The sequence below is a fragment of the Colwellia piezophila ATCC BAA-637 genome, assembly GCF_000378625.1.
Classification (GTDB): Bacteria; Pseudomonadota; Gammaproteobacteria; order Enterobacterales; family Alteromonadaceae; genus Colwellia; species Colwellia piezophila.
In genome coordinates this window covers 112,646-134,471 of record NZ_KB905174.1, presented here as the reverse complement: position 1 = coordinate 134,471, position 21,826 = coordinate 112,646, and the positions used below count along the sequence as shown (strand labels likewise).

At 38.6% G+C, this 21,826-nt stretch carries 17 protein-coding genes and 1 pseudogene; 6 read left to right on the top strand and 12 right to left on the bottom strand.

Going from position 1 to position 21,826, the window contains the following annotated elements:
- The coding region (locus F580_RS0120880) for an IS110 family RNA-guided transposase (RefSeq protein ID WP_019029713.1) at positions 1-1,162 on the bottom strand (1,162 nt) is incomplete at its 3' end.
- A 356-nt stretch (positions 1,163-1,518) separates the two neighbouring features.
- Here F580_RS0120880 and F580_RS25125 point away from each other — a divergent pair.
- The gene (locus F580_RS25125; protein WP_019029712.1) at positions 1,519-1,947 is read left to right on the top strand and encodes a LytR/AlgR family response regulator transcription factor; all 429 of its coding nucleotides are present in this window, start codon (positions 1,519-1,521) and stop codon (positions 1,945-1,947) included.
- 318 nt (positions 1,948-2,265) lie between these two features.
- On the opposite strand, the gene F580_RS0120870 is transcribed toward F580_RS25125, so the two are convergent.
- The 6 genes and pseudogenes from F580_RS0120870 to F580_RS0120845 all read right to left on the bottom strand — a co-directional run bounded on the left by F580_RS0120870 (position 2,266) and on the right by F580_RS0120845 (position 8,493).
- The gene (locus tag F580_RS0120870; protein ID WP_019029711.1) at positions 2,266-3,450 is read right to left on the bottom strand and encodes a BaiN/RdsA family NAD(P)/FAD-dependent oxidoreductase; all 1,185 of its coding nucleotides are present in this window, start codon (positions 3,448-3,450) and stop codon (positions 2,266-2,268) included.
- A 138-nt stretch (positions 3,451-3,588) separates the two neighbouring features.
- On the bottom strand, positions 3,589-4,116 hold the full coding sequence (gene ftnA, locus F580_RS0120865) for a non-heme ferritin (protein WP_019029710.1): 528 nt from the start codon (positions 4,114-4,116) through the stop codon (positions 3,589-3,591).
- A gap of 234 nt (positions 4,117-4,350) precedes the next feature.
- Positions 4,351-4,803: a peroxiredoxin gene (locus F580_RS0120860; protein ID WP_245560664.1), complete on the bottom strand. Its 453-nt coding sequence runs from the start codon at positions 4,801-4,803 to the stop codon at positions 4,351-4,353.
- 312 nt (positions 4,804-5,115) lie between these two features.
- Positions 5,116-5,407, bottom strand: a pseudogene (locus tag F580_RS27355) (methyl-accepting chemotaxis protein); the annotation flags it as partial.
- Positions 5,408-5,761: 354 nt separating this feature from the next.
- On the bottom strand, positions 5,762-6,580 hold the full coding sequence (locus tag F580_RS0120850; RefSeq protein WP_019029707.1) for a class I SAM-dependent methyltransferase: 819 nt from the start codon (positions 6,578-6,580) through the stop codon (positions 5,762-5,764).
- On the bottom strand, positions 6,580-8,493 hold the full coding sequence (locus F580_RS0120845; protein ID WP_019029706.1) for an alpha/beta hydrolase family protein: 1,914 nt from the start codon (positions 8,491-8,493) through the stop codon (positions 6,580-6,582). Before F580_RS0120845 ends, F580_RS0120850 begins: the two co-directional genes overlap by 1 nt.
- Positions 8,494-8,648: 155 nt before the next feature.
- Here F580_RS0120845 and F580_RS0120840 point away from each other — a divergent pair, with 155 nt between their 5' ends.
- From F580_RS0120840 to F580_RS0120830, 3 genes are all read left to right on the top strand, one after another.
- On the top strand, positions 8,649-9,347 hold the full coding sequence (locus tag F580_RS0120840) for a single-stranded DNA-binding protein (RefSeq protein WP_019029705.1): 699 nt from the start codon (positions 8,649-8,651) through the stop codon (positions 9,345-9,347).
- Positions 9,348-9,393: 46 nt separating this feature from the next.
- Positions 9,394-11,544 carry a hypothetical protein gene (locus tag F580_RS0120835; RefSeq protein ID WP_019029704.1) on the top strand — a complete coding sequence of 717 codons (2,151 nt, stop codon included), beginning with the start codon at positions 9,394-9,396 and terminating at the stop codon, positions 11,542-11,544.
- 147 nt (positions 11,545-11,691) lie between these two features.
- Positions 11,692-12,429, top strand: a complete 738-nt coding sequence (locus tag F580_RS0120830; protein WP_019029703.1) for a TVP38/TMEM64 family protein — start codon at positions 11,692-11,694, stop codon at positions 12,427-12,429.
- Between the two features lie 56 nt (positions 12,430-12,485).
- Here F580_RS0120830 and F580_RS0120825 read toward each other — a convergent pair whose 3' ends face one another.
- Positions 12,486-12,959: a LabA-like NYN domain-containing protein gene (locus F580_RS0120825; protein ID WP_019029702.1), complete on the bottom strand. Its 474-nt coding sequence runs from the start codon at positions 12,957-12,959 to the stop codon at positions 12,486-12,488.
- Between the two features lie 349 nt (positions 12,960-13,308).
- On the opposite strand from F580_RS0120825, the gene plsB reads away from it, so the two are divergent.
- Both plsB and F580_RS0120815 read left to right on the top strand, forming a co-directional pair.
- On the top strand, positions 13,309-15,744 hold the full coding sequence (gene plsB, locus F580_RS0120820) for a glycerol-3-phosphate 1-O-acyltransferase PlsB (protein WP_019029701.1): 2,436 nt from the start codon (positions 13,309-13,311) through the stop codon (positions 15,742-15,744).
- Positions 15,745-15,852: 108 nt separating this feature from the next.
- Complete coding sequence (locus F580_RS0120815; protein WP_019029700.1) at positions 15,853-16,599, top strand: hypothetical protein; 747 nt, start codon at positions 15,853-15,855, stop codon at positions 16,597-16,599.
- 5 nt (positions 16,600-16,604) lie between these two features.
- Here the strand turns inward: F580_RS0120815 and F580_RS0120810 are convergent, their stop codons facing one another.
- The 4 genes from F580_RS0120810 to F580_RS0120795 are packed head-to-tail and all read right to left on the bottom strand — an operon-like array spanning position 16,605 to position 21,796.
- On the bottom strand, positions 16,605-18,530 hold the full coding sequence (locus tag F580_RS0120810; protein WP_019029699.1) for a putative bifunctional diguanylate cyclase/phosphodiesterase: 1,926 nt from the start codon (positions 18,528-18,530) through the stop codon (positions 16,605-16,607).
- A complete protein-coding gene (locus F580_RS0120805; protein WP_019029698.1) occupies positions 18,527-20,122 on the bottom strand; it encodes a sensor domain-containing diguanylate cyclase in 1,596 nt (531 codons plus the stop codon). Before F580_RS0120805 ends, F580_RS0120810 begins: the two co-directional genes overlap by 4 nt.
- Positions 20,115-20,549: a type 2 periplasmic-binding domain-containing protein gene (locus tag F580_RS0120800; RefSeq protein ID WP_019029697.1), complete on the bottom strand. Its 435-nt coding sequence runs from the start codon at positions 20,547-20,549 to the stop codon at positions 20,115-20,117. The genes F580_RS0120805 and F580_RS0120800 overlap by 8 nt, the downstream gene beginning before the upstream one ends.
- On the bottom strand, positions 20,549-21,796 hold the full coding sequence (locus tag F580_RS0120795; RefSeq protein ID WP_019029696.1) for a hypothetical protein: 1,248 nt from the start codon (positions 21,794-21,796) through the stop codon (positions 20,549-20,551). The genes F580_RS0120800 and F580_RS0120795 overlap by 1 nt, the downstream gene beginning before the upstream one ends.
- Positions 21,797-21,826 lie beyond the last annotated feature (30 nt).

Here is a 21,826-nt window from a genome sequence, read left to right as displayed (position 1 = left end):
AGCGAAATAAAATACGTATCCATTTAAATGATAAAGCTCTCACCGCTGACTGATGTGAATTGCCTTTCTGACGCTGTTGTGCGTAGTACAACCCAGCCCAATATGATGAGTAGACAGTTTTAGCTGACCATTCTATGAACGATTGCCTTAAGAATTTAGAGCATTGCCAACGCCAGTGTACCCATGATTTTTGACCACTCCTCTGAGTCACCGGTGCAATTCCTGCGTACATTTGCACTTCAGATGCATGTTTAAATCTATCTCTGTTTTCCCCCATTGCTACCAATAATCTAGGTGCCATACATAAGCCTGCACTTGGTAACGATTTAAATAGCTCAGCATCTGGCATCTCATTGAACAGTTTATCTATTTCTTTATCGTATCTTTTAATTGCTTTAACTGTTGCTGTGATTTGATCCGTCAGTGATAGTGCTAGCAGCTGATGAGGCTCGATAATTGCGAGATCTTCCGTAATATATTGAGCCTTTTGTATTGCTTCAATTCGTTGTTCAATCAATGTTACAGATCTTCCACCTGAAGCTAAAAAGAAATTTCTGATGGTTTCTTCTCTCGCTCTCTTTAACTTTTTTAGGTTGGGCCAGCGGTTAATGAAACGACAGAACAACACCGATTCTCTATGGCTAAAGAGTTCTAATAACTGAGGGAAATATTGTTTAAGTGTATTTATCAACCGATTACCAAAACGACTCCGATCTTCAACTAGCCTACGACGCTGCTCGACTAGGTATCCGAGTTTTCTTATCTCCTCGCGCTGCATCGTTAGCGGCTTGATCTTACCTGGATAGTTAAGCATTAGATCTAACGCAAATTCTGCATCAGTAGGATCGTCCTTGGCTCCGCTAGGAGTAAAAGCTTCACGGTACTTGGCTAATAGCGTCGGATTAACTGGGTATATCGTAATGAAGCTATATTTTTGTAATGCATATACAATTGGCCCTCTGGTCAATTCAACGGCGATGGCAATTTGACCTCCAAAACGTTTATGTAATGATAAAACCCATTCATCAATACTCTCTGGCGAATGAGATAAAATACCAAACTCACGTTTTAATTTTTTTCGACCTTGAATACAATAGTCATGTTTACTATCAGCCCAATCAATTCCAATATGAGCTGTAAATTCAGCAATAATATTTATCATAAACCACCTCTGTAATTTAAGGGTGTTCAATCAGTATGCTCAGCTCTTCGAAAGCAATATAGATAGTAATTTATACAAGCCCTGAGTATTCGTTATTGAGCTTAAGCGTACCTACAACATCGAAAGCAAAGCGGAAATCATTGATATGTTTAGTGGTAATTGTTCGTATGCTGTAGGCACTAACCTGAACAGATCAAGTATGGTCTATTCCAGTCTTGAAAGACTATATTGTGGTAACAGTGAACATAATAGGTCAATCTCATTTACTGACGTGATTCTCATTGTTTATGTGGATCGTCACAAATAATGAGAATTCTTGAGTCGACTATTTACTTAAACCTATCAGTAAAGAACGATTGGCTAAAGCCATTATAAAACTTAGTAATAAAAATTTAAGGCAAAATAAAGCCGAAGTGAACGATGAACAAGAGCTAGGTAACGAACCAATATTAGCATTAAATAGTCGTATTTTTGTGAAAGATAATGGTCAATGCCACTTAATCGAAATTGTTAATATCGATTATATTGAAAGTTGTAAAAACTACGTACAAATTTATTTTGAACAGAAAAAAGCGTTTGTTAAAAAATCGCTTAATCATGTTGAAATTCGATTACCAAAACAATTATTTTTTCGTGTTAATAGACAGTTTATTATTAACTTACAATCGGTCGTTACGATTGTTGAAACACTAAATGATGGTTATGATCTCACGATGACCGATGGAAAAACGATAGAAATATCTCGCCGTAATACCGTAAAGTTGAAAGCACTACTAAGTTTATAAAGCCATTTTTCAATAGACTGTGTTTAGAAAATCACGCTGTCCCGTGACTATTTTCATGAAAGACTATATTGTGGTAAAAGTGATCATTCACCTCAGTATTATGGACAGTCATAAAACGTAGCCAATATGTTAAATTTTCTCAGACGGTGACTCACTTCTCATGAGTTATGAAGGTCCACACATTGTTACTGTATGTTCAAAAACCTTAGAGTGATAACTTTATTTATCTAGGACATTTACTTTTAAGCGGCTAGATAAGCTTGGACCACTCAAAAACTAATTTAGAACAATGGTCACAATTTTAAATAACAGAATACACTACACCGCCTGACCACAGGCAAAACCAGATGCCCAGCAAAATTGAAAGTTATAGCCGCCGAGCCAACCCGTTACATCAATGACTTCACCAATAAAGAACAGACCTGGCTGCTTTTTACTTTCAAAGGTTTTTGAGGAAAGCTCATCGGTGTTTACCCCACCTAAAGTAACTTCGGCAGTGCGATAACCTTCAGTGCCGTTTGGCTTGATCTGCCAAGCATGTAAGTAATCACTTAATTGCTTTATTTCTGGGTGATTTAATTGTTTTATCGGTTTGTCGGCAATGATGCCATCTTTGACTAACACTTCGACAAAACGTTTAGGTAATAAGGTCGCTAGCAGATTTTTCACTGATTTTTGCCCTTGCTCACTTTGCCACTGAGTTAAGGTATCGCTAAGGTTATGTTCTGGCAATAAGTTAATAGTAACCGCCTGCCCTGCGCGCCAAAAAGACGATATTTGCAATATCGCCGGCCCTGATAAACCACGGTGAGTAAATAAAATATTTTCTTTAAAACTAGTACCATCTTCGCTAGTGACTTCGGTCAACAAGCTGATGCCTGATAAGCCATCGAAGCGTTGTTTGTCGTGATCATGTAAGGTGAATGGTACTAACGCAGCTAAGGTTTCTAATACGTTTAAATCAAATTGCTCAGCAATTTTATAACCAATGGGTGTTGCGCCTAATTTAGGCATAGTTAAGCCACCTGCAGCTACCACTAACGATTTACATTGGTAACTTTTATCGGTCGTAGTAACTAAGTAACCCTGGTTGTTTTTAGTAACCGACAATACCTCTGTACGCAAATTGACTTGTACTCCGGCCCACTCACATTCAGTCATTAATATATCAACCAAGTCTTGCGCGCTATCATCACAAAATAACTGGCCTAGGGTTTTATGGTGATATTGCAAGCCATGCCGGTCGACTAAATCAATAAAGTCTTGCGCGCTATAACGGCTTAGTGCTGACTTTACAAAATGTGGATTTTGACAAAGATAATTTTCAGGACTTGCACCTTCATTGGTGAAATTGGCACGACCGCCACCGCTGATTAATACTTTTCGCGCCGGTTTTTTACCCATATCAACCACAACAACGTTTTTTCCGCGATAGCCTGCTTGTGCGGCACACATTAAGCCTGCTGCGCCGGCACCAATTATTAATACGTCTGTTGTGATCACTGTTACACCTTAAGAAGAAAACCCGAAAATTTCGCCGTTATTATAATCTTTATGCAAATAGGACGTATACAAAAAAAGGGCTATAAAAGCCCTTTTCATTATATCTGTCAGTTTAATACCGCATACTACTGTTAAACTTTATGCGTTCGCTTCTGTCATTATGCTGGTACTACCCGTTTTGGCAAGTTCAGCTAAATCTTTATCAACGAAGAATAACGCATGACCATCGTTACCTACTAGATTGATTTTATCTAAAATACCTTTGAATAAGGTCTCTTCTTCGTGTTGCTCAGCCACATACCATTGTAAGAAGTTAAAGGTAGAATAGTCTTGATTAGTAAACGCTTCATGAGCAAGTGAGTTAATGCGCTCAGTGATTAAACATTCGTGATCATAAGTTAGTTGAAATAACTGACCTAACGTTTCAAATTCATGCGGCGGCGCATCAATAGCACCAATAATAGGCAAAGCACCGGTTTCACTGACGTAAGTAAATAAACGGTTCATGTGCTGAATTTCTTCATTAGCATGTTTACGTAAAAACTCTGCAGCGCCGGCAAAACCTTTTTCTTCACACCAAGCACTCATTTGTAAGTACAAGTTTGAAGAGTAAAACTCTAAATTAAGTTGTAGGTTTAACTTTTTTACCATTTCTGCTTTTAACATAATTTTGCCTTGAAGATTCTAATTGGGTGAATTCTGCCTTTTTATCCGATAAAATTCAAGTAAAAACAGCATGAAACACATAAAAAACCTTATTAACCAATGAGTTAATAAGGTTAATCATTCTTATTTGTGTTCTCTTGTTTATTGCTTTTAGTATCAGCTTTATCAAGCGACTGTTGCTAAACAAATGCTCAAATACAACCTTAATAGCCCATGCTATCACGGTTAATGAGACTATAACTGCTCAAGAATCACTTCAGCTTTACTGACTTCAAACGACTTTGGTTGCTCTACATGTAGGCTGCTTACCTTACCATTGTCAATAATCATAGCGTAACGCTGTGAGCGCACCCCACCAAAAGAAGCGGTGTCCATACTCAAACCTAATGCTTTGCTATAACTCCCATCGCCATCGGCTAGCATCATAATATTTTCGGCATTTTGAGATTCCCCCCAAGCATTCATCACAAAAGCATCGTTTACCGACAAACAAATAATAGTATCAACACCTTTGGCTTTTAACTCGTCTGCCGACACCACATAACCGGGTAAGTGTGCTGCTGAACATGTTGGTGTGAAAGCACCGGGCACGGCAAATAACACTATCTTTTTATTAGCAAAAAGTTCCGCTGTATTATGGGTGATCATTTCACCGTTTTTTAATTGTTGGAGTTCGCCCACTGGCATTAAGCTGTTTTTTTTGATCATGAAAATACCTTTATTGGTTGGTTAATAATTGCGGTAAATTATCAAGTAACTTAACCTGATGAACTGGGTATTATACCTAGCTTTCTGAATTTAACACCTTAACTAATTAAGAGGCTTTATTAAGGGTTAGACCGATAGCATTGACTTGATTACTGACATCAATCGAGATGACGTTGGATAAGTGTTGCGAGTCACTCACTTCTTTATCGACATTGGCCATGGCTTGCTCAAAGGCGATAAAGTGCTGGCGTTGACGGGTAATTTGCTCAAGGGTATCTTGAGCAACCGCTGCAGATACTTCTGCTTGCCCAGAGACGGCTAATGATGTTTCTTGCAATTCATCCGCGATAATACGTTGCTTATGTGACGCCTCTTCAATGTCATTAATAATGCCTTCAATCGAGTTACTGGCGCTTTGTAATTGATTTAAACGCGCTGATATTTGTTTGAGTGACTGCTGGGTTTTACCCGCCAGTTGGCGAACTTCATCGGCGACCACGGAAAAACCTCGGCCATGCTCACCTGCCCTTGCCGCTTCAATGGCGGCATTAAGCGCCAATAAATTAGTTTGGTCGGCAATGGCGGCTAATGCTTTTTCTGCCTTGTTTAACAAGGCCGCATCACCGGTTTGTAAATACTCAACTATGGTGCGATTAAACTCAATGGTCGTTAAGGAAATAAGCGCCTGATAGCCCTTATATTCTGTTTGGCTGTTACTTAAAGATTTACCTACGTGATACATGGTTGCCAGAAAAATCACTGCAAAAACACTGATTGCTGCAACTGACAAACGAGAGAAATTTGAAACACGCATGACATGATTGCCTTTAAGATAAATTAAAGGCAATCATCACCTATTACTATGACAGTAAGGTTACATAAATATGACGGATTTATGTAAGCAGTAAATGACTAGGTTGCGTAAGCCGAATTCAGCTTACGTAGTCAGTTTGGGGATGGCTTGTTTTACATAAACATCGAAACGATTTTTTTTCATATTAATACTCATCGACGGTTTTTTACCCGCCAATGGTGGTGCATAGCTTGGTCGCTTTACTACAACACGGTATTTAGCCAGTGCTAGCGCAGGTTCAAGTAGACCATCGGCATCAAGATCTTCGCCAACGAGGCATTGAAAAATACGCATTTCTTTTTTTACCGCGGCCGATTTTTCTCGATGCGGATACATAGGATCAAGATAGACCACATCGGGAGCATTAGCTAAGTCCATGTCCTCTAGTGAGGTACCGTGAATTAACTGCATGTTATTAGCAATATCGGCAACTTCATAATTGAGTTTCGCGCGCTCAATACCATCATCTAAAAGCGCAGCCACCACAGGCATACGTTCCAATAAGGTAAGTTTGCAACCAAGACCTGCTAATACAAAGGCATCACGGCCAAGGCCAGCGGTGGCATCAAGGACGTGAGGAGTAAAACCATGTTTTAAGCCAACCGCTTTAGCAATATCTTGCCCGCGTCCGCCACCAAACTTACGTCGGTGAGCAACAGCACCTTCAACAAAGTCTACCTTAATAGCGCCCAATTTAGGCTCATCTAATTTACACAGCTCCAGTGCGTGATGATGCACTTGCAAAACAAAATCAAGCTCTGGCTTTTTACTGGCAGCAGCAACATGCCCCAAGTAGTTGAAATGCCATTTTTTGGCAAGTCGTTTAGCGTATTCGCTATCGACACTATCTACATAACCTAGGGCGATGTTATTAAGGTATTCGCTGGCAATCGTTGCGCTCATTAGCTTCCTATGTGCTTGTCCAAGAAAGACAAGATTTTTTGATTTGACTCTAAAATATTATCTTCATTATAAAAGCCATGGCCTTCTTTGTCTTTCACTAACCACTCAAAGGGGTAATTAATTGCTTCTAAAGAGGCTTTTAATGCTTCTGCGTGTTCAATAGGCGCACGTTCATCGTCTTCACCATGAATAATAAATATTGCCGCTTTTAATTTATCAACATGATGCACAGGTGATTGTAACTTTTGCACCGCAACATCGGTACCTAATACTTTATCTAAAAAGGCATCACCCCATTGTAAGGTTTTGATATCCCCTTCATTATACAGCATTGGCAAGTCATAAACGCCAGCAATACCAATAGCACACTTGAATAACTCAGGTTCTCTAATAGCACTTTGCAAGGCACTATAACCACCAAAACTGGTGCCCATTAGACATAACCTATTTTTATCACTGATACCCTGCTGTACCGCATAATTAGCGGCGAGAATAATATCATCTTGTATTTTAGTGCCCCATTTATGAAAACCAGCTTCTTCAAAGGTTTTACCATAACCAGTAGAGCCTCGAAAGTTCACTTGTATAACGGCATAACCCGCATTAGCTAACATTTGTACTTGCGGGTGATATCCCCAATAATCACGAGCTTGTGGGCCACCATGAGGTAAAACCACCGTGGGTAAGTTTTTATCTTTCCCATTGGGGAGCGTTAAATAACCGTTTAACACTAGGCCATCTTTAGTTTTGATACGAAACGGCTCAGACGCCGCCATTTCATTCGCTTTAATCCATGGGCGTGCATTAAATATATGCTTTGTTTTCATGGTCTTGGTATTAAATAAATAAAATGCACCTGGATTTCTATCGCCACTGACATGCACGATAATTTTTTCACCGTCATCAGTTTTACTGGTTATAGTAATGCTATCGCCTTTAAAGGCTTGATATAAAGCTTTATGTAATTGCGCATCTTTGACACTCTCATCTATATAGATGTATTTAGGGTAGTCTTCATCAACACGCACGCCATACACATCATTCAACCCTGACGTTATTACTCTAGTAGGATCGGCAATATCACTTTGATATAGCAAAGTTTCTTCATTTGTACCTAAATTATATTTATACAAACCTTGAGGTTTACCGTCTTCACTTTTTAACGCATAAATACTGTTATTATCTTGAGCAAAAGCAATGGGGTTAAAGTCACCGGCAATATCTTTACCAAACGCTTGCCAAGGCTCTCCTTTGCCTTTCGAATAAAACATTTTAGTCTTGAAATTTTTATCAACACCTGTTGCAAAACGGGGCTGGCCATTACCATCAATTAAGAAACGGCTACTAGGCATAGGCGACCTTTTAACTTCCCTTTCTTTCCCGTTGTAAATATTCAATTTCACAACACTGGTAAGGGCATCACTACGTCTTGATAGTAAACGTTTATGGATAAGTACATGTTTAGGATCATCTGCAAGTTTATCTATTAAAAACCCTCCGTCAGCTCCTCCTTCTTTAGAGCGGTAGCCAAAGATCATACGTTTTTTTGAACCATCATAATTCAGTCCATAGATTTCTCCCATATTAATGGGTTTTTCTAATGCACCGCGCATTTGTTCAACTTGAATAACCACACGCTCATTATTGACCCAATAATAATCAGCGGCTTGGTTTTTACTATTGGCATTTAAAGAATAAGTTACTTTATAGGTATCGGTTTCTAAGAACACTAAACGCTTTGCACCATCAACTGTGGCTAAAGCGGCTAAGTGCTTGCCGTCTGGCGATATTTTCACATTGTGGTATTGAGCATGACGAGAAAAGTCTTCGACACTGGCCGCGTTGGCAATCCCCGTACAGAGAAGCAGAGGCAAAGAGATGCTTGATATTATTTTTTTACTACATAGAATCATTTTTCTTCCTTAAAATATATTGATACATTCTGAAACATGTTATTAACAACTCTACCGTATTCATATTAAAATATAAACACTTGCTCCAATTATCATGCAAAGAGATAATAGAAAACTCAATACTTTGTAAACAATTACACTCACAGGAAAAAATTTTGTCATTACCCACTGCTGTTAATAAACATCTACAAACACCAAAACCACAGCTTTGTGCCGTGACTTTATTGGGTAATTTAGTAGCAACTCCAGATATTCGTTATCGTGCTAATCCAGCTACCGCAGTGACCGAGATAGTGTTAGCCACGTCGAGTAAATGGTTGGATAAAAAAACCAATAACTATAAAGAGTGGACTAGCTATCATCATGTCAAGGTTGAAGGAGAGTTAGTAGAGCAGGCATTACAGCATGCAATTAAAGGTGATATTATTCTTCTACATGGCTATTTAAGTAATATTAAGCCAAAAGCAACGGATAAAAACAGCCACCATTTAGGTATTGTTCATGCTAATTTCGTGCAAAAATTTAGTAAAGGCTATACTCAGGCAATCAATCAAATACATTGCAGTGCACAATTAACATCACAACCAAAGCTGATGTTAACCGAACAAAGTAAAAATATTACTCAAGCTAACGTTGTTATTAATCAACATGTTTACAATACTGACAAACAAGCATGGCAGACTATCTCAGTGGAACGTACTATCCAAGTGTGGGGTAAACAAGCACAATATTTAGCAGAGAGTGGCAATATTGGTGATGACCTGATGCTAGAAGGGAAATTAAGCTATACCAGTGGCGCTAACAAGGATCAGTTCATTGAAGTGAAAAGGGTGCACTTATTTAAGGGCACGTAAACAGATATCAGTTAGCACAATACTGAACTATGGGTGACTCAATTTAATGCTTAGCGCAAGAAACAGCTTTTTTTTATTTGTTTTACTCTGCCTCCAACTGACCTTCAGTAGCAGCAGTGCCAGTGAACAAAAACAATATTTATTACAAAAAGTCGCACAAGCACCACAGCTAAGCAGCAATAACAATCAGTGGCTGCAATTAATTGAGCAGCCGGGCAACAGTCAAAATTATTTCCTGGCTAATAGACAAGGTAAAATTTATCAGTTATCGCAAGATAAACCTAAAAACACCACGTTATTGTTAGATTTACAACAATTAGCCACCGACAAAGCCATTATCCAACTAACAGCCTTTACTCTACACCCTAACTTTTCCTTACGCGATCAAGAGGGTTATGCTACTTTTTATACCGCCCATATAGCACACGCTTCCGATAACCCCAGCAAACGTCTAATCGAAACTGCGATAGACCAATCATTGAATTTTGATAGCGTCATTACCGAATGGCAGTTAAATTCAGCTAAAAAAATTGACTTTTTAACGCAACGTGAAGTGTTAAAGATAGCCATTCCTACGCAAGAAAATGGCATCACTCAATTAAGCTTTAATCCGTTTAGTAAGTCATGGCATGATGATTTTGGTCTACTTTATATCGCCTTAACTCAAAGCCCACGGTTAGCAAAATACCCGCTTTATTCTGGCGCTATTTTACGTATCGCTCCACAGAAAGTAGCCTCTGGTAGCTACAGTATTCCCCACAGCAACCCTTACTATGCCAATGAAAGTATTGATAACATTCTATACTTACTTGGCGCAGGCCAAATAACGCAATTTATATGGCCTGATAAATACTCAAATAAATTATTACTCTCTCATCAATATCAGCTGAAGGGTTCTTCAACGCATTGGCTATCTTACGGTTACGGTGGTGAGGATTGGCGTGAATATTCACCTAAAAACTTTATATATCAACCTAAAGAAGCCTTAGTAGCCAACAGCTTGCTAATGTATCAAGGTAAGAATGCACCTGGACTGCGCAATAAATTAATATTGTTACAGAAGGACAAGCAATACTGGCAACTAAATTCGCTACCCTATAATAATGACTCCCCAGAAATAACAATTAACCAACGTAAAAAATCGCCGGACAAAGCACTTTCAAAACCTCAATCAGAATGGCCATTACAGCAAAAAGAATTAAATGCCGTTCAATTAAGTCTATTTCAAGACAATCGCAGAGAAGTACTGTTTTTCAATGAAGATTCTGGTGCTATCTATCAGCTATTTCAACAAAACATCAACCTTGGCCATAACAATGAAGATGCAAAAAAAAGCACCTCCGGCAGTATCGCTTTCTTCTTTGCTTTTATAGTGTGCTTATTTGGTAGCTATATTGTTTATCAAAAAAACATACAGAAAAATTCTTCTAAAGCTTTAGTACGCAGAGAGTTTTCAAACCTAGCTCTAACTGAAGATAAGTTAGCTATCAACTTATTTCGTCGTCACGAGCACAAAGCAGAGAAAGTTATATTATTAACCGAGATTAAACAGTGTCAAATCTTACTTGGTGATTTGGTTATTGCCACAGTGAATACTAGCTTAGGTCGTGGATTTAATGACACACAAGAACACGAGGTACGCGAAATATTTCATAAAGAGCAAATTGCTAAGATGGTTGACTATAGGGTTAGGCGGATTAGCTTAGTGATTAATACCGGTGAAAAAAGTAGTCAAGTAATCTGTTTATATTTACGTAAAGGCAGCGATAGGATCACTAAAGGCAGTTACTTTGAAGTAGTCGATGCTGTCCTTGATTGGTGTTGGCTTATTGCCCGGCATATTAATAGTGCCCATACCCCCAAACGAATGATAAAAGCTAAAGTCGCTGCGACAGAGATAGTGCAAAGTGGACATAAAAGCCACGATGATACCCCGCTACATATACAAGCAGCGATTATTCGCCCAGCAACCCATATTGAACCTACACTCGATAAAAAATCTAAACAGACAATCGAAGCTCAACAATGCCCGCCAGCTATTACCAAGCAAAATAAGCATAACAATGGACAGATAGAAACAGAGTTAGTGAACGCCCTCGAAAAATTAGTTAAACTACAACTGCAAGGTTTTTTAAGCGTGGATGAATTTGCTCAAGCGAAAGCCAAGCTATTAGACAGTTTAAATAAAACTCAGTAATAATTTAGCCGAAAAATAGATGAATGTAGCTCTTCAGCTAATGTAACTGCATACTCACTAACTAAACTCCCTTGCTCAAGCCACACTTTGCCTGTAGCCTTTGAATTTTGGCTAAGTGGCTAATTAATTAACCCACCTGGTATCCTTATGTTTTCTAAACTTTTTCTTATTTTCTCAAATCCAGGTACCGCTAAACTATTGGCAGGTCTTATTATGATAATTATTATCGTCACTGGCTTGTATCAATGGCAGGTACAAACGCCGCTAGCTGCCTCGGTATTGCTTACAACAGAACCAGGCTTTAGCTTAAGTGAATGGACGGTTAGCTTAGTGGAAAAACTTAACTGGCAACAAGAAGGCAGTTCACCCTATTTTAATACCTTAGTATTATTCACCTTTTTATCACTGGCAACCAGTATCGGCTTACCGAGACAAATTGCCGCTTTAGTAGCGGGAATCAACTTAGGTGCTGTCATCGGCGTAATTATAGCTACTTTAGCAGCAACATTAGGCTGCCTGATTACCTTTAGTGTCGCTCGTTACCTATTGAGCGCTAAGATCACTCGCAGATATCCCAATCAATTAACAAAGTTATCCATTTTCCTCGGTGAACAGACCTTTTTAAAAGCCATCGTTATTCGCATCTTACCGATAGGTAGTAATTTTCTTACCAATATTATTGCTGGTGTTAGCAAGGTATCAATGCCCGTTTATGTTAGCGGTTCTTTTATTGGCTTTATTCCACAAATGATTATTTTTTCATTAGCTGGCAGTGGCATACGATTAGGAGCAAAAAATGAACTAATCGCCAGTGCAGCCTTGTTTATTATCGCGTTGGTGTTAACCGCTTACTTAGTGAAAAAGCATAAAGATAAGCTTCATTAATATTGGCGATGTTCTCCACCCATTCCACCTGAGCGCGGTAAATGAATGCAACTAGCCTACATTAATAAGCTTTGTTCTATTTTATGATGGATATCGACAGCGTCTATCAGCGATTTAGCCGTTAAGCTAGCAACGCTATAGACTTCAGTAGTGACGCCATACTTTTCTCGGACTTTGCGTAACAATAAATCGAAATCGCCATCACCCGAAAGTAAAATAATACAGTCGACATCTGGAGCGGTTTCCATAATATCTATGGTGATGCCAACATCCCAATCACCTTTGGCAGAGCCATCTCGACGTTGAATAAAAGGTTTAAGTTTGACATCAAAGCCTATGTGTTTAAGCGCTTTTTGAAACTTATGTTGCTGATCATCACTACGTTGAATGGCATAGGCCTTAGCCGTAACAATATCTCCTTGAGCCAGTAATTCCTGCCATAACATTCGATAGTTAAATTGCTTAGCAAAAACATCTCTGGTGGTGTAATAAATGTTTTGCACATCAACAAACACAGCTATTTTTTTCAATGTCAGCTCCTGAAATTAAAGGTATTTAACCTGAACTCGGCTTAAGATATAGTTAACTGATTGATATATAATTGCAAATATTTCAATCTCCTCTCTAGCTTGATAGTTTGTCTTAATTCAAGGCAAATTTCGCGTCAATAACTGGTCTATTACAAGTAAATTTAACGCCGGAGTAAGATAAAATAGCTGCTAGAGAAACATTTGTTAAGCCGAGTTCAGGTTATTTAACAAGTGGTAAACACAGTGACGATAGTGTGCCCTCACTTTATTTACAAACCAAGACAATTTTAACTAATGGTGCTAAAATCTCTTTTTTATAGCAGTTAATAACTCATTCGAGCAATTCAAAATGTTGGTTTTACGTTCTTTTTTCTATTTTTTATTAAAATATCCGCTTAAGTTACTGGTCCGCAGTAAAATAATTACTGACAGTCAAAGTATTACGGAACAAAACAGTCAGCCTATTTTTTATATTGTTCGTCATAAATCAGCCTCTGATTTATTAAGCTTGCAAAGTGCCTGTAAAAAGCAAAATCTGCCGGACCCTCTTGGGCAAGTAACCATTAACGGTAAAACCTTTCAGCGTACTCTTTGCCTAGCAAAACCAACACCCATTTTTTCCTGGCGCAAAGCAAGTAAAACTACAGCAACCGCCCAGGGAATAGAGATATTAAAACAGCATGCCCTAGACGAAAACCTTGATGCTAAGCTAATTCCTGCCAATTTAATTTGGGGGCGTACACCAACAAAAGAACGTAAAAACCTGAATATTGGTACGCTATTAGCAGATCAAGAGTCACCCAGTTGGCTGCGTAAGCTTTTCATTGTGATGTTTTTAGGTCGCGATACTTTAGTACGTTTTAGCGAAGCTTTTTCGTTCCGCAATATTTCGGATGACCATGGTACTGATGAAGCTGCTACTCATAAATTTTTACGCGTGGCGCGCTTTCATTTCCATCGCCAAACCATCGCCGCTAAAGGGCCAAGATTAATGCATCGCAAGCAGATGTTTACCGCCCTTCTGGCCAATCCATCAATCAAACGTATGATCAGTGACGAAGCCAAAAGTAAGAAAGTCTCAGAAGCGGTAATAAAAAAACAAGCACTCGCCATAATGAACGAAATTGCCGGTGACTACAGTGTTTCTTGGGTCCGTTTTGGTGAAATTATTTTGCATTGGTTATGGAAGCGCTTATATAGCACTATTAATGTCAGCAACGCCAAAGTATTACGGAAATTAGCGCAAGATGGCCATGAAATTATTTATGTACCGTGTCATCGCAGCCATATGGATTACTTATTACTTTCCTACGTTATATTGCAAGAAGGCTTAGTAATGCCACGTATTGCAGCGGGCATTAACTTAAATTTTTGGCCTGCTGGTTCTGTATTTAGAAAAGGTGGCGCATTTTTCATTCGTCGTAGCTTTGGCGGCAACCGTTTATATTCGACGATTTTCCGTGAATATTTAGGGCTGTTATTTGAACGTGGCTATGCCGTTAAATATTACACTGAAGGTGGCCGTAGTCGTACTGGCCGATTGTTATCGCCGAAAACAGGCATGTTGGCCATGACTATTCAAAGCTTGTTACGCGGTATTGATAGACCTCTCACCTTAGTGCCTGTTTATTTAGGCTATGAACATGTGATGGAAGTCGGCACCTACCATAAAGAATTAAGTGGTAGCGAGAAAAAAAGTGAGTCAATGTTTGGCGTACTCAAAGCCATTAAGAGTTTACGTAACTATGGTAATGGTTATGTAAATTTTGGCGAGCCGATGAATATTAATGAGTTTTTAAATAAACAAGTGCCTGACTGGAAAGACGCTATTGATCCAATTGATCCGCAAAAACCTAGCTGGTTAACCCCAACAGTCAATGTCCTGGCTGAAAAAGTCATGGAAAACATTAACAAGAGTGCCGCATTAAATGGCGTGGCTTTAATTGCTTTGATTTTAGAAGCGAGTAAAAATAAAGCCTTATCTAAAGTTGAGTTAGAAACTCAACTCGATTTTTTCTTAAACCTACAGCGCCAAGCACCCTTTAGTGAACAGCTGACGGTTCCAAAAGAGACTGGAGCACAGTTACTAACACATGTTACTTCACTCAATAAGGTAACAATTACCGAAGATAGCTTTGGTAGCCTAGTATCACTATCTACAACGGCAAAATTAGAAATGCGTTATTATCGTAATAACATTTTACACACCTTCGTACTGCCAGCTCTGGTTTGTCGCTTACTCGATCGACATAACAAAATTAATCAAGATGACTTAATTGCCAAAGTACAAGCGTTAATGGCGTTACTAAAAGAAGATCTCTATTTATACCAAGATGCAGCACAAGTTGCCGAACAAGCCCAACAAGTATTAAGGTATTTAGAAACAGGTAATATTGTTAAACAAAGTAAGGCTGGCTTTTGGTCGCTTACTGACGATGTTGCACTGCTGAGCCGAGTACACTCTCTAGCAGAGTGTGTTGATGAAAGCTTACAACGCCTAGCCATCATTACCTCGCTCACTAGTCGTTTAGCGCCGTTAAGCAAACGTGACTTAGAAACCAAGGTTGTCGACATCGCTAAGCGCTTATCGGTTTTAAACAATATTAATGCGCCTGAATTTATCGACAAACGTGCTCAAGCAACGTTAATCGCTAGTATTCGTCAACAAGGTTATATTAACGTTGATGATGACGGTTTGCTTATCGCTAGTGACAGTATGGCTGATATAAAAGCCACCGTAATTAATTTGGTAGATATTGAAGTATTACAAAGCATAGCTCGTTAAGAGCATGATTACAGGTTAATAATACTAAAAAACACCACAGAGTATTGAACCTGTGGTGTTTTTTTTTGTCTATAATTTTACTTATTGTAACTAAAAGATAAAAACTCTGTGTTAAAGGGATCTTACACTGCCATTACTGTTTCTGTATTGCTGCACTTAATTTTATTATTTGTATTAATTTATAGTTTTAAAAACGCCCCTAAAGCGAGCAAACAAGAAAAAATAAAAGTCAAAAACACCATAATCAAAAGCTTTTTGTACTCTGTACCAAAAAAAACGCTAGCTAAAAAGGTAGCGCCGAAAAAAGACATCATGGTCAAAAGCGTTGCTGAAAAAATAATCGTTGCACAGAAATTAGCGCAAAAGCCCACCGTCAAAAAAACCCCCCTGGGGAAAGCGACAACGAAAGCACTACCTACCCAAGTGACTAATGCGGTGAAAATTGACTCTATGACCATTAAAAATAAAGTAGCTGCTGTTAGCCGAGGCAATTCTTCTAGTTATGATCGTTTATCTCAGCTTAGAAAAAACTTAGCTAATCAACAGCGTGATAAGGCATTTTCAGAGTTAACACAAAAACGCTCTGCTGCCATCATGCATGGAGACCCTTTCCCGGTACCAAAAACGTTGGTACCACTCACCGCAGAACAACAACATAAACGTAATACCAGTACCTCTCATGTAGGCTCTATCACCAAAAATGACAACGGTACCTGCACTATGCAACGCGAACAGATATTAGGTAGCCCTGTAGAAGCAAGCACTGCTTATTTTTCTTGTGGCGAGAGTAAGTTTGATAAGAGTTTTCGAGAGCATATGCAGAAGGTGCAAACTAAACTCGGCATTAAACGGTGACGCTATTAAACGGTAATGCCTAATAATTCTTCGCTTTTTTCTGTCAATAAAGCGATAAAATCTTGCTGTGCTATTGGCTTAGACCAAAAGTAACCCTGCCCCATTTCACAGCCTAATTTAACAAGCATAGCTGCCGTTTCTTTATCCTCAACACCTTCAGCAACATTGGTGATACCTAAACTTTTGCTCATTTCAATTATCGCTTTAACTATTTGTAATTCATTAGCGGAGTGACAAATATTCATCACAAATGAGCGATCAAGTTTAAGGGTACTAACATTAAATTTGGTCAAATAACCTAAATTCGAATAACCCGTGCCAAAGTCATCAATAGAAAATGAGATACCAAAAGCACGTAATTCATTAATCTGTTTCTGAATATGATGAATATCATCCATCAACATTGACTCAGTCAGCTCTAATTCTAAAAAGTGTGCTGGTAAATCAGCGTGACTTAACGCATTCATGGTATGTGTTAATAGGTTACCGCGTTTAAAATCTTCTGCGGATAAGTTCACTGCGATACATAATTTATTGAAACCTAGTTCGTGCCATTGTTTACACGCGATAACTGATTGTTCAATAACCCAGTGAGTAATATCAGTTATCACCCCTGCTTGCTCCGCTAAAGGAATAAATACCGTTGGTGGCACAAAACCATGTTCAGGGCTAATCCAACGAATTAAAGCCTCAGCAGCAATTATTTGTTCGGTCACCAAGTCAACTTTAGGCTGGAAATGTAAAATCAATTCATTATTGGCAATGGCACTTTTTAACGCTTTGGTTAGTTGGAGTTTTTCTTGCTCTTGCACAGCCATCTTTTGGTCAAAGAAATAAAAGTCAGCCTTGGCATCTTCACCCTTTGCATGCATAGCTAAGTGTGAGTTATGCCGTAACTCTTCCATGCTACTACCATCAAAAGGAGCAAGAGCGATACCAATATCAGGCTGCAGTGAAACATCAAAGTCTGTAACATGATAAATTTGCGAGCAAACTTGCTGCATTTTTTCAGCAAACTTACTAATACCCCGATAATCAACGGAATGCTTTAAGATCACAAATTCATTTTGCTGAAAGCGATAAATAATCGTTTTGTCATTAGCAAACGACACCAGTCTTTTTGCTAATAGCTTGAGTGCAGCATCACAAATCCTATGGCTATAATTCATCTTGATTGCGTTTAAATTACCAATATTTAGGGTGATGAAAGCCAATATATGACCTGATGACTTTTGTTGTTGCAGTGTTTGTAAAAGATCAATTTTACAAACATTTTCATTTGGCAACTGAGTTAACTGATCAAAGCGGCTACGCTGCCTTAATTGCTCAAGAGCTAGCTCAAGTGAGGCATTTTTTTGTAAGATATTTTTGAATCTTGCTCTTATATCCGCAAAGATTAAAAATACACCCACAGAAAAAAAAGTCAGCATTATAATATAGCTAAAGACTCGTCCCCACGTAGGTAGCCCTTCAAAGAGTATGGCCCCCGTTAATAAACTTTGATTATGTACAAAGGCAAAGAAACACAAGGCACATATAAGATAGGCATATAAGGAGATAAAAATCAGTTTTCCTGCTAAGACTATAGCGAGCATTAATAAGCAGGGAAAGGCTAATACAATGGCATCAAAGATGCCATTGCCTAGCCAACACGCGTAAGTAATAAATACCGCAACCGTCCATAACACCATGCCAGAAATAACGCTGCTGGTATCTGCAGAAACCCAAAAGAAAAAGAGTACTAAAATGACCAACGATGCAGACATGGCCAGAGCCAAAGATGAAAAGCCCCGAAAAAACAGTTCACTAACCAGTAGCAGAGTAAAAATAGTAAGCAATATTTTCAGCGTTAATCTAAGTCGATGAACTTGTGCTTGCTCTGAAAATAGCGTGATTGAAGATCGCCTTTGGTTACCCGTTTCAATCATCATGGTTTTTTACTCTTATTTTCTAGGTCGGAAATATCACGACTAAAGGCTAAATAAAGTTCTTGATTCGTCGATTTGTCTCTTTTTACCTGATACATGGCTTTATCCGCCAATCTAATCAGTTCTAATAACTCAGCTTCATCGTCGGGATAAAAACTAACGCCCATACTTGCGGTGACAAAAACACTCTTATTATGCTGAGATAAATGATGAGGCTTACTCAACTGTGCAGCGAGTTTTTCACAAACATTACTGACCTCTTCTTTGTCGGCATTAGGTAAAACAATAACAAATTCATCACCGCCCCAACGAGATAAAATGTCGGCCTTTCTTAAACTTTTCATTAACTGACTGGCGACATGAATCAATAACTCATCACCCGAATCATGGCCAAAAATATCATTTATCGGCTTAAAATCATTCAAGTCCATCATGATCAAGGCAAAGGGTACCTTAGTCGCGACAAGCAGTTTTAGATGATGCTCGGCCGCATGACGATTCAATAAGTTAGTAAGCCCGTCATAATTCGCTTTTTGATCGAGTAAAGATATTTGTTTTTTTCGTTTTGAAATATCGTGTAAAGTAATTTGATAATTCTCTTGAAAGTCATCGGTTATAAGTTGTGTAACCACGACTTGCACCCAGAATTTTTCGTCTTGATATGATATTAATTCTAATTCTATCGCTGCTGATTCATTATTCGAAAACGCTATGCGGATATGTTCATGCAAATCTTTTTTCATAATAAAAAGGTCTTGCAAATAATTACCATAATTCTTTTTCAATGTTAGGTTAAGTTTTTCAATCAGCTGTTCAAAAGTCTCGTTATAAAGCAAGATATCGCCCTGCGGCTCAACCAATACTATCGCTGATGTGGCATTTTCAAATAACATTCTAAATCTTGATTCTAAAACTTCTACCTCACTTCTAAGGTTTTTTTCTCTAAGCATTTGCTCTTCAGCTTTAGTTAATAAATCATTAACATCATCAGCTAACTGACCTATCTCACTTTTTTGGTGAGAGCTAGGTTTATTTATTCGCTCATTAGTGCCCGGACTGATGGTGTGCAGTGCTTTACCAATATTCAAAATGGGTCGAGTAATAACATAATAAGTCACTAAAATTGAAATGAGGGTAATGATCAATGCTTCAATGGCGACCACAAAAGCATTGGTAGCACTAATTTTATTGGCTCTGTCTACGAGGTGTTTTTCATTTGGTTTGACAAAAAGTACCCCGACACTCCTTTCTTTTTGAAAAGGAGAAAACAAGGTAAACTCAAGTGTCGCTGTCGATGGTCGATAGTTATCACTTTTCACCATAAGCACATCAGTTTTAATGGCGGCAGCGGTGATAAGATCGTTACTAATCAGACCATTAATGACTTCTTTGGCAAGCTCTTCATCACCCAAATAACTGGCAATAGAGGCTGTCGGGGAAACAGTGTTATACAGTTGCTTAATACTTTGCTCGCCAAGAGCTTGCTCATTAAGAAAAGTAAAACGATAGAAAATCTGGGTAGTAATAAGCCCAACAATAACTGCTGTAAAAATAATAACTACCGCTAATCTAATAACTAAGCCCGATTTATTCATTTAATATATAAACAACCTTTAAATCTTCTGTTATAAGTGATTGAGGCACATAACCAATCGCTTGTTCATTCGCTATGATAAAAGCAATTAACTCTTCTTCATTTGGCTTAAATACCGCCGCACGTTTTCTACCCGTAAAGCGCAGTCTTGACCAATAAGCATTTACACGCGATAAAGGCATGCCAACTAAGTTTTGATAGAATTCAATTTTAACTTCATGCTCACCGTTAAGTTCAACAGGTATCGCTTTGTCATCATTAGGAAAGGCTACATATTTGCCCATAAACAAGTCGATAAGTTCAGAGCGAGATAATTCATCAATAGGGTTCGCCTTATTGACCACCACAGCAAGAGGCTCTTGTGCCTGAGCTGAAGCACCAACAAGTACCAGTATTAGTATAGCGATAGTTTGATTAAATTTAGCCATTAGAAAACCATACTCAGCGTTAGTAAGAAGGTATTAATGTCTTCGGCTACGTTATGGTGAGCGCCTTCATTAAGCCACAAGGTACCACCACCCTCATCTATGCGGGTATAGTTCCATTGTAACGATGAGGCCATATAGCTCGCTATATCCCAACGCCAACCTAACGATATTGTTTGCTGGTTTGTTGCATAGAAATTCATCAGGGTCGTAGTGCCATGAATAAGTTCTTCTAACGCGACTTCATTAACACCGGGTTCATCAAAAATATAATTATTGGAATCAGTAAAAGCATAAACACCATAAAATTGATGGGCATTAAATTGGTAAGACAAAGCAGCATAACCACTGATGATTTGAGGTATTACCTCACTGTCTGAAGCTATACGTGATAACTCTGCTGAGGCTAACCAATGTTGCCACTGATATTGACCACTGATTGAGGAATAGTTTACTTTTTGCCCTGTCATTAGTATTGACTGAGAAAAATCAGCGGCGTTTAGCCATAAAAAATCGGGTATTTGACTAATAGTAGCGGCTAATAAAGTGTTGTTTTTCGGTTCATTAGCCACATTAACTTGGGTATGTTTGGCGTGAACTATCCAGTTAAAATGATCAAACGATAGCGAGATGCCAATAATATCGTCAATCTTTATTTTTTCAATCACTGAATTTGCAGAAATTTCTGCCTCACTAAAACCAGTAAAGACCTTGGTTTTGAAAACCCCGCCTAAACCCCTTTGTTGATAGGTAACATCAAGGCCATCAATACTTCTATAAGGGATAATGCCGTAAACTTCATTGGGTGCCGTTGCCCAGACATAAGAAAAATCAACATCACGGTATTCGGTCAGTAAAAAAAGATCCGGTGCTGTTCGGCCAAGTCGAACACTCCAATGGGTATTCACTTCATAACGTAAAAAAGCCAGCGTTGTATATCTATCAAATGAAGGCTCTGGTAAATCTCTGAGCACACCTTGATATACGGCATCAAAACTTGGCGAAATATTCCAGTTGGCTTGCAAACCGAGTAAGGAATGCTGCTTAAAATCAACCTCGCCTGAATACACAGCATCGTCCGAGCCAACATTTTTTCGGTAACCATGATGATCAGAATCAGATATAACTGCACCTAAAGTAGCAAAACCACTAAATTGCAATTTATCATTGCCAGTCTCGTTTGCCATAACATAAGAAGCAAAGACAAACAGAGAAAAACCTAGCCAATTTCTGCATAGCGCTAAGAACATATAAGCTGCTCACAAAATGATAAAGGATAT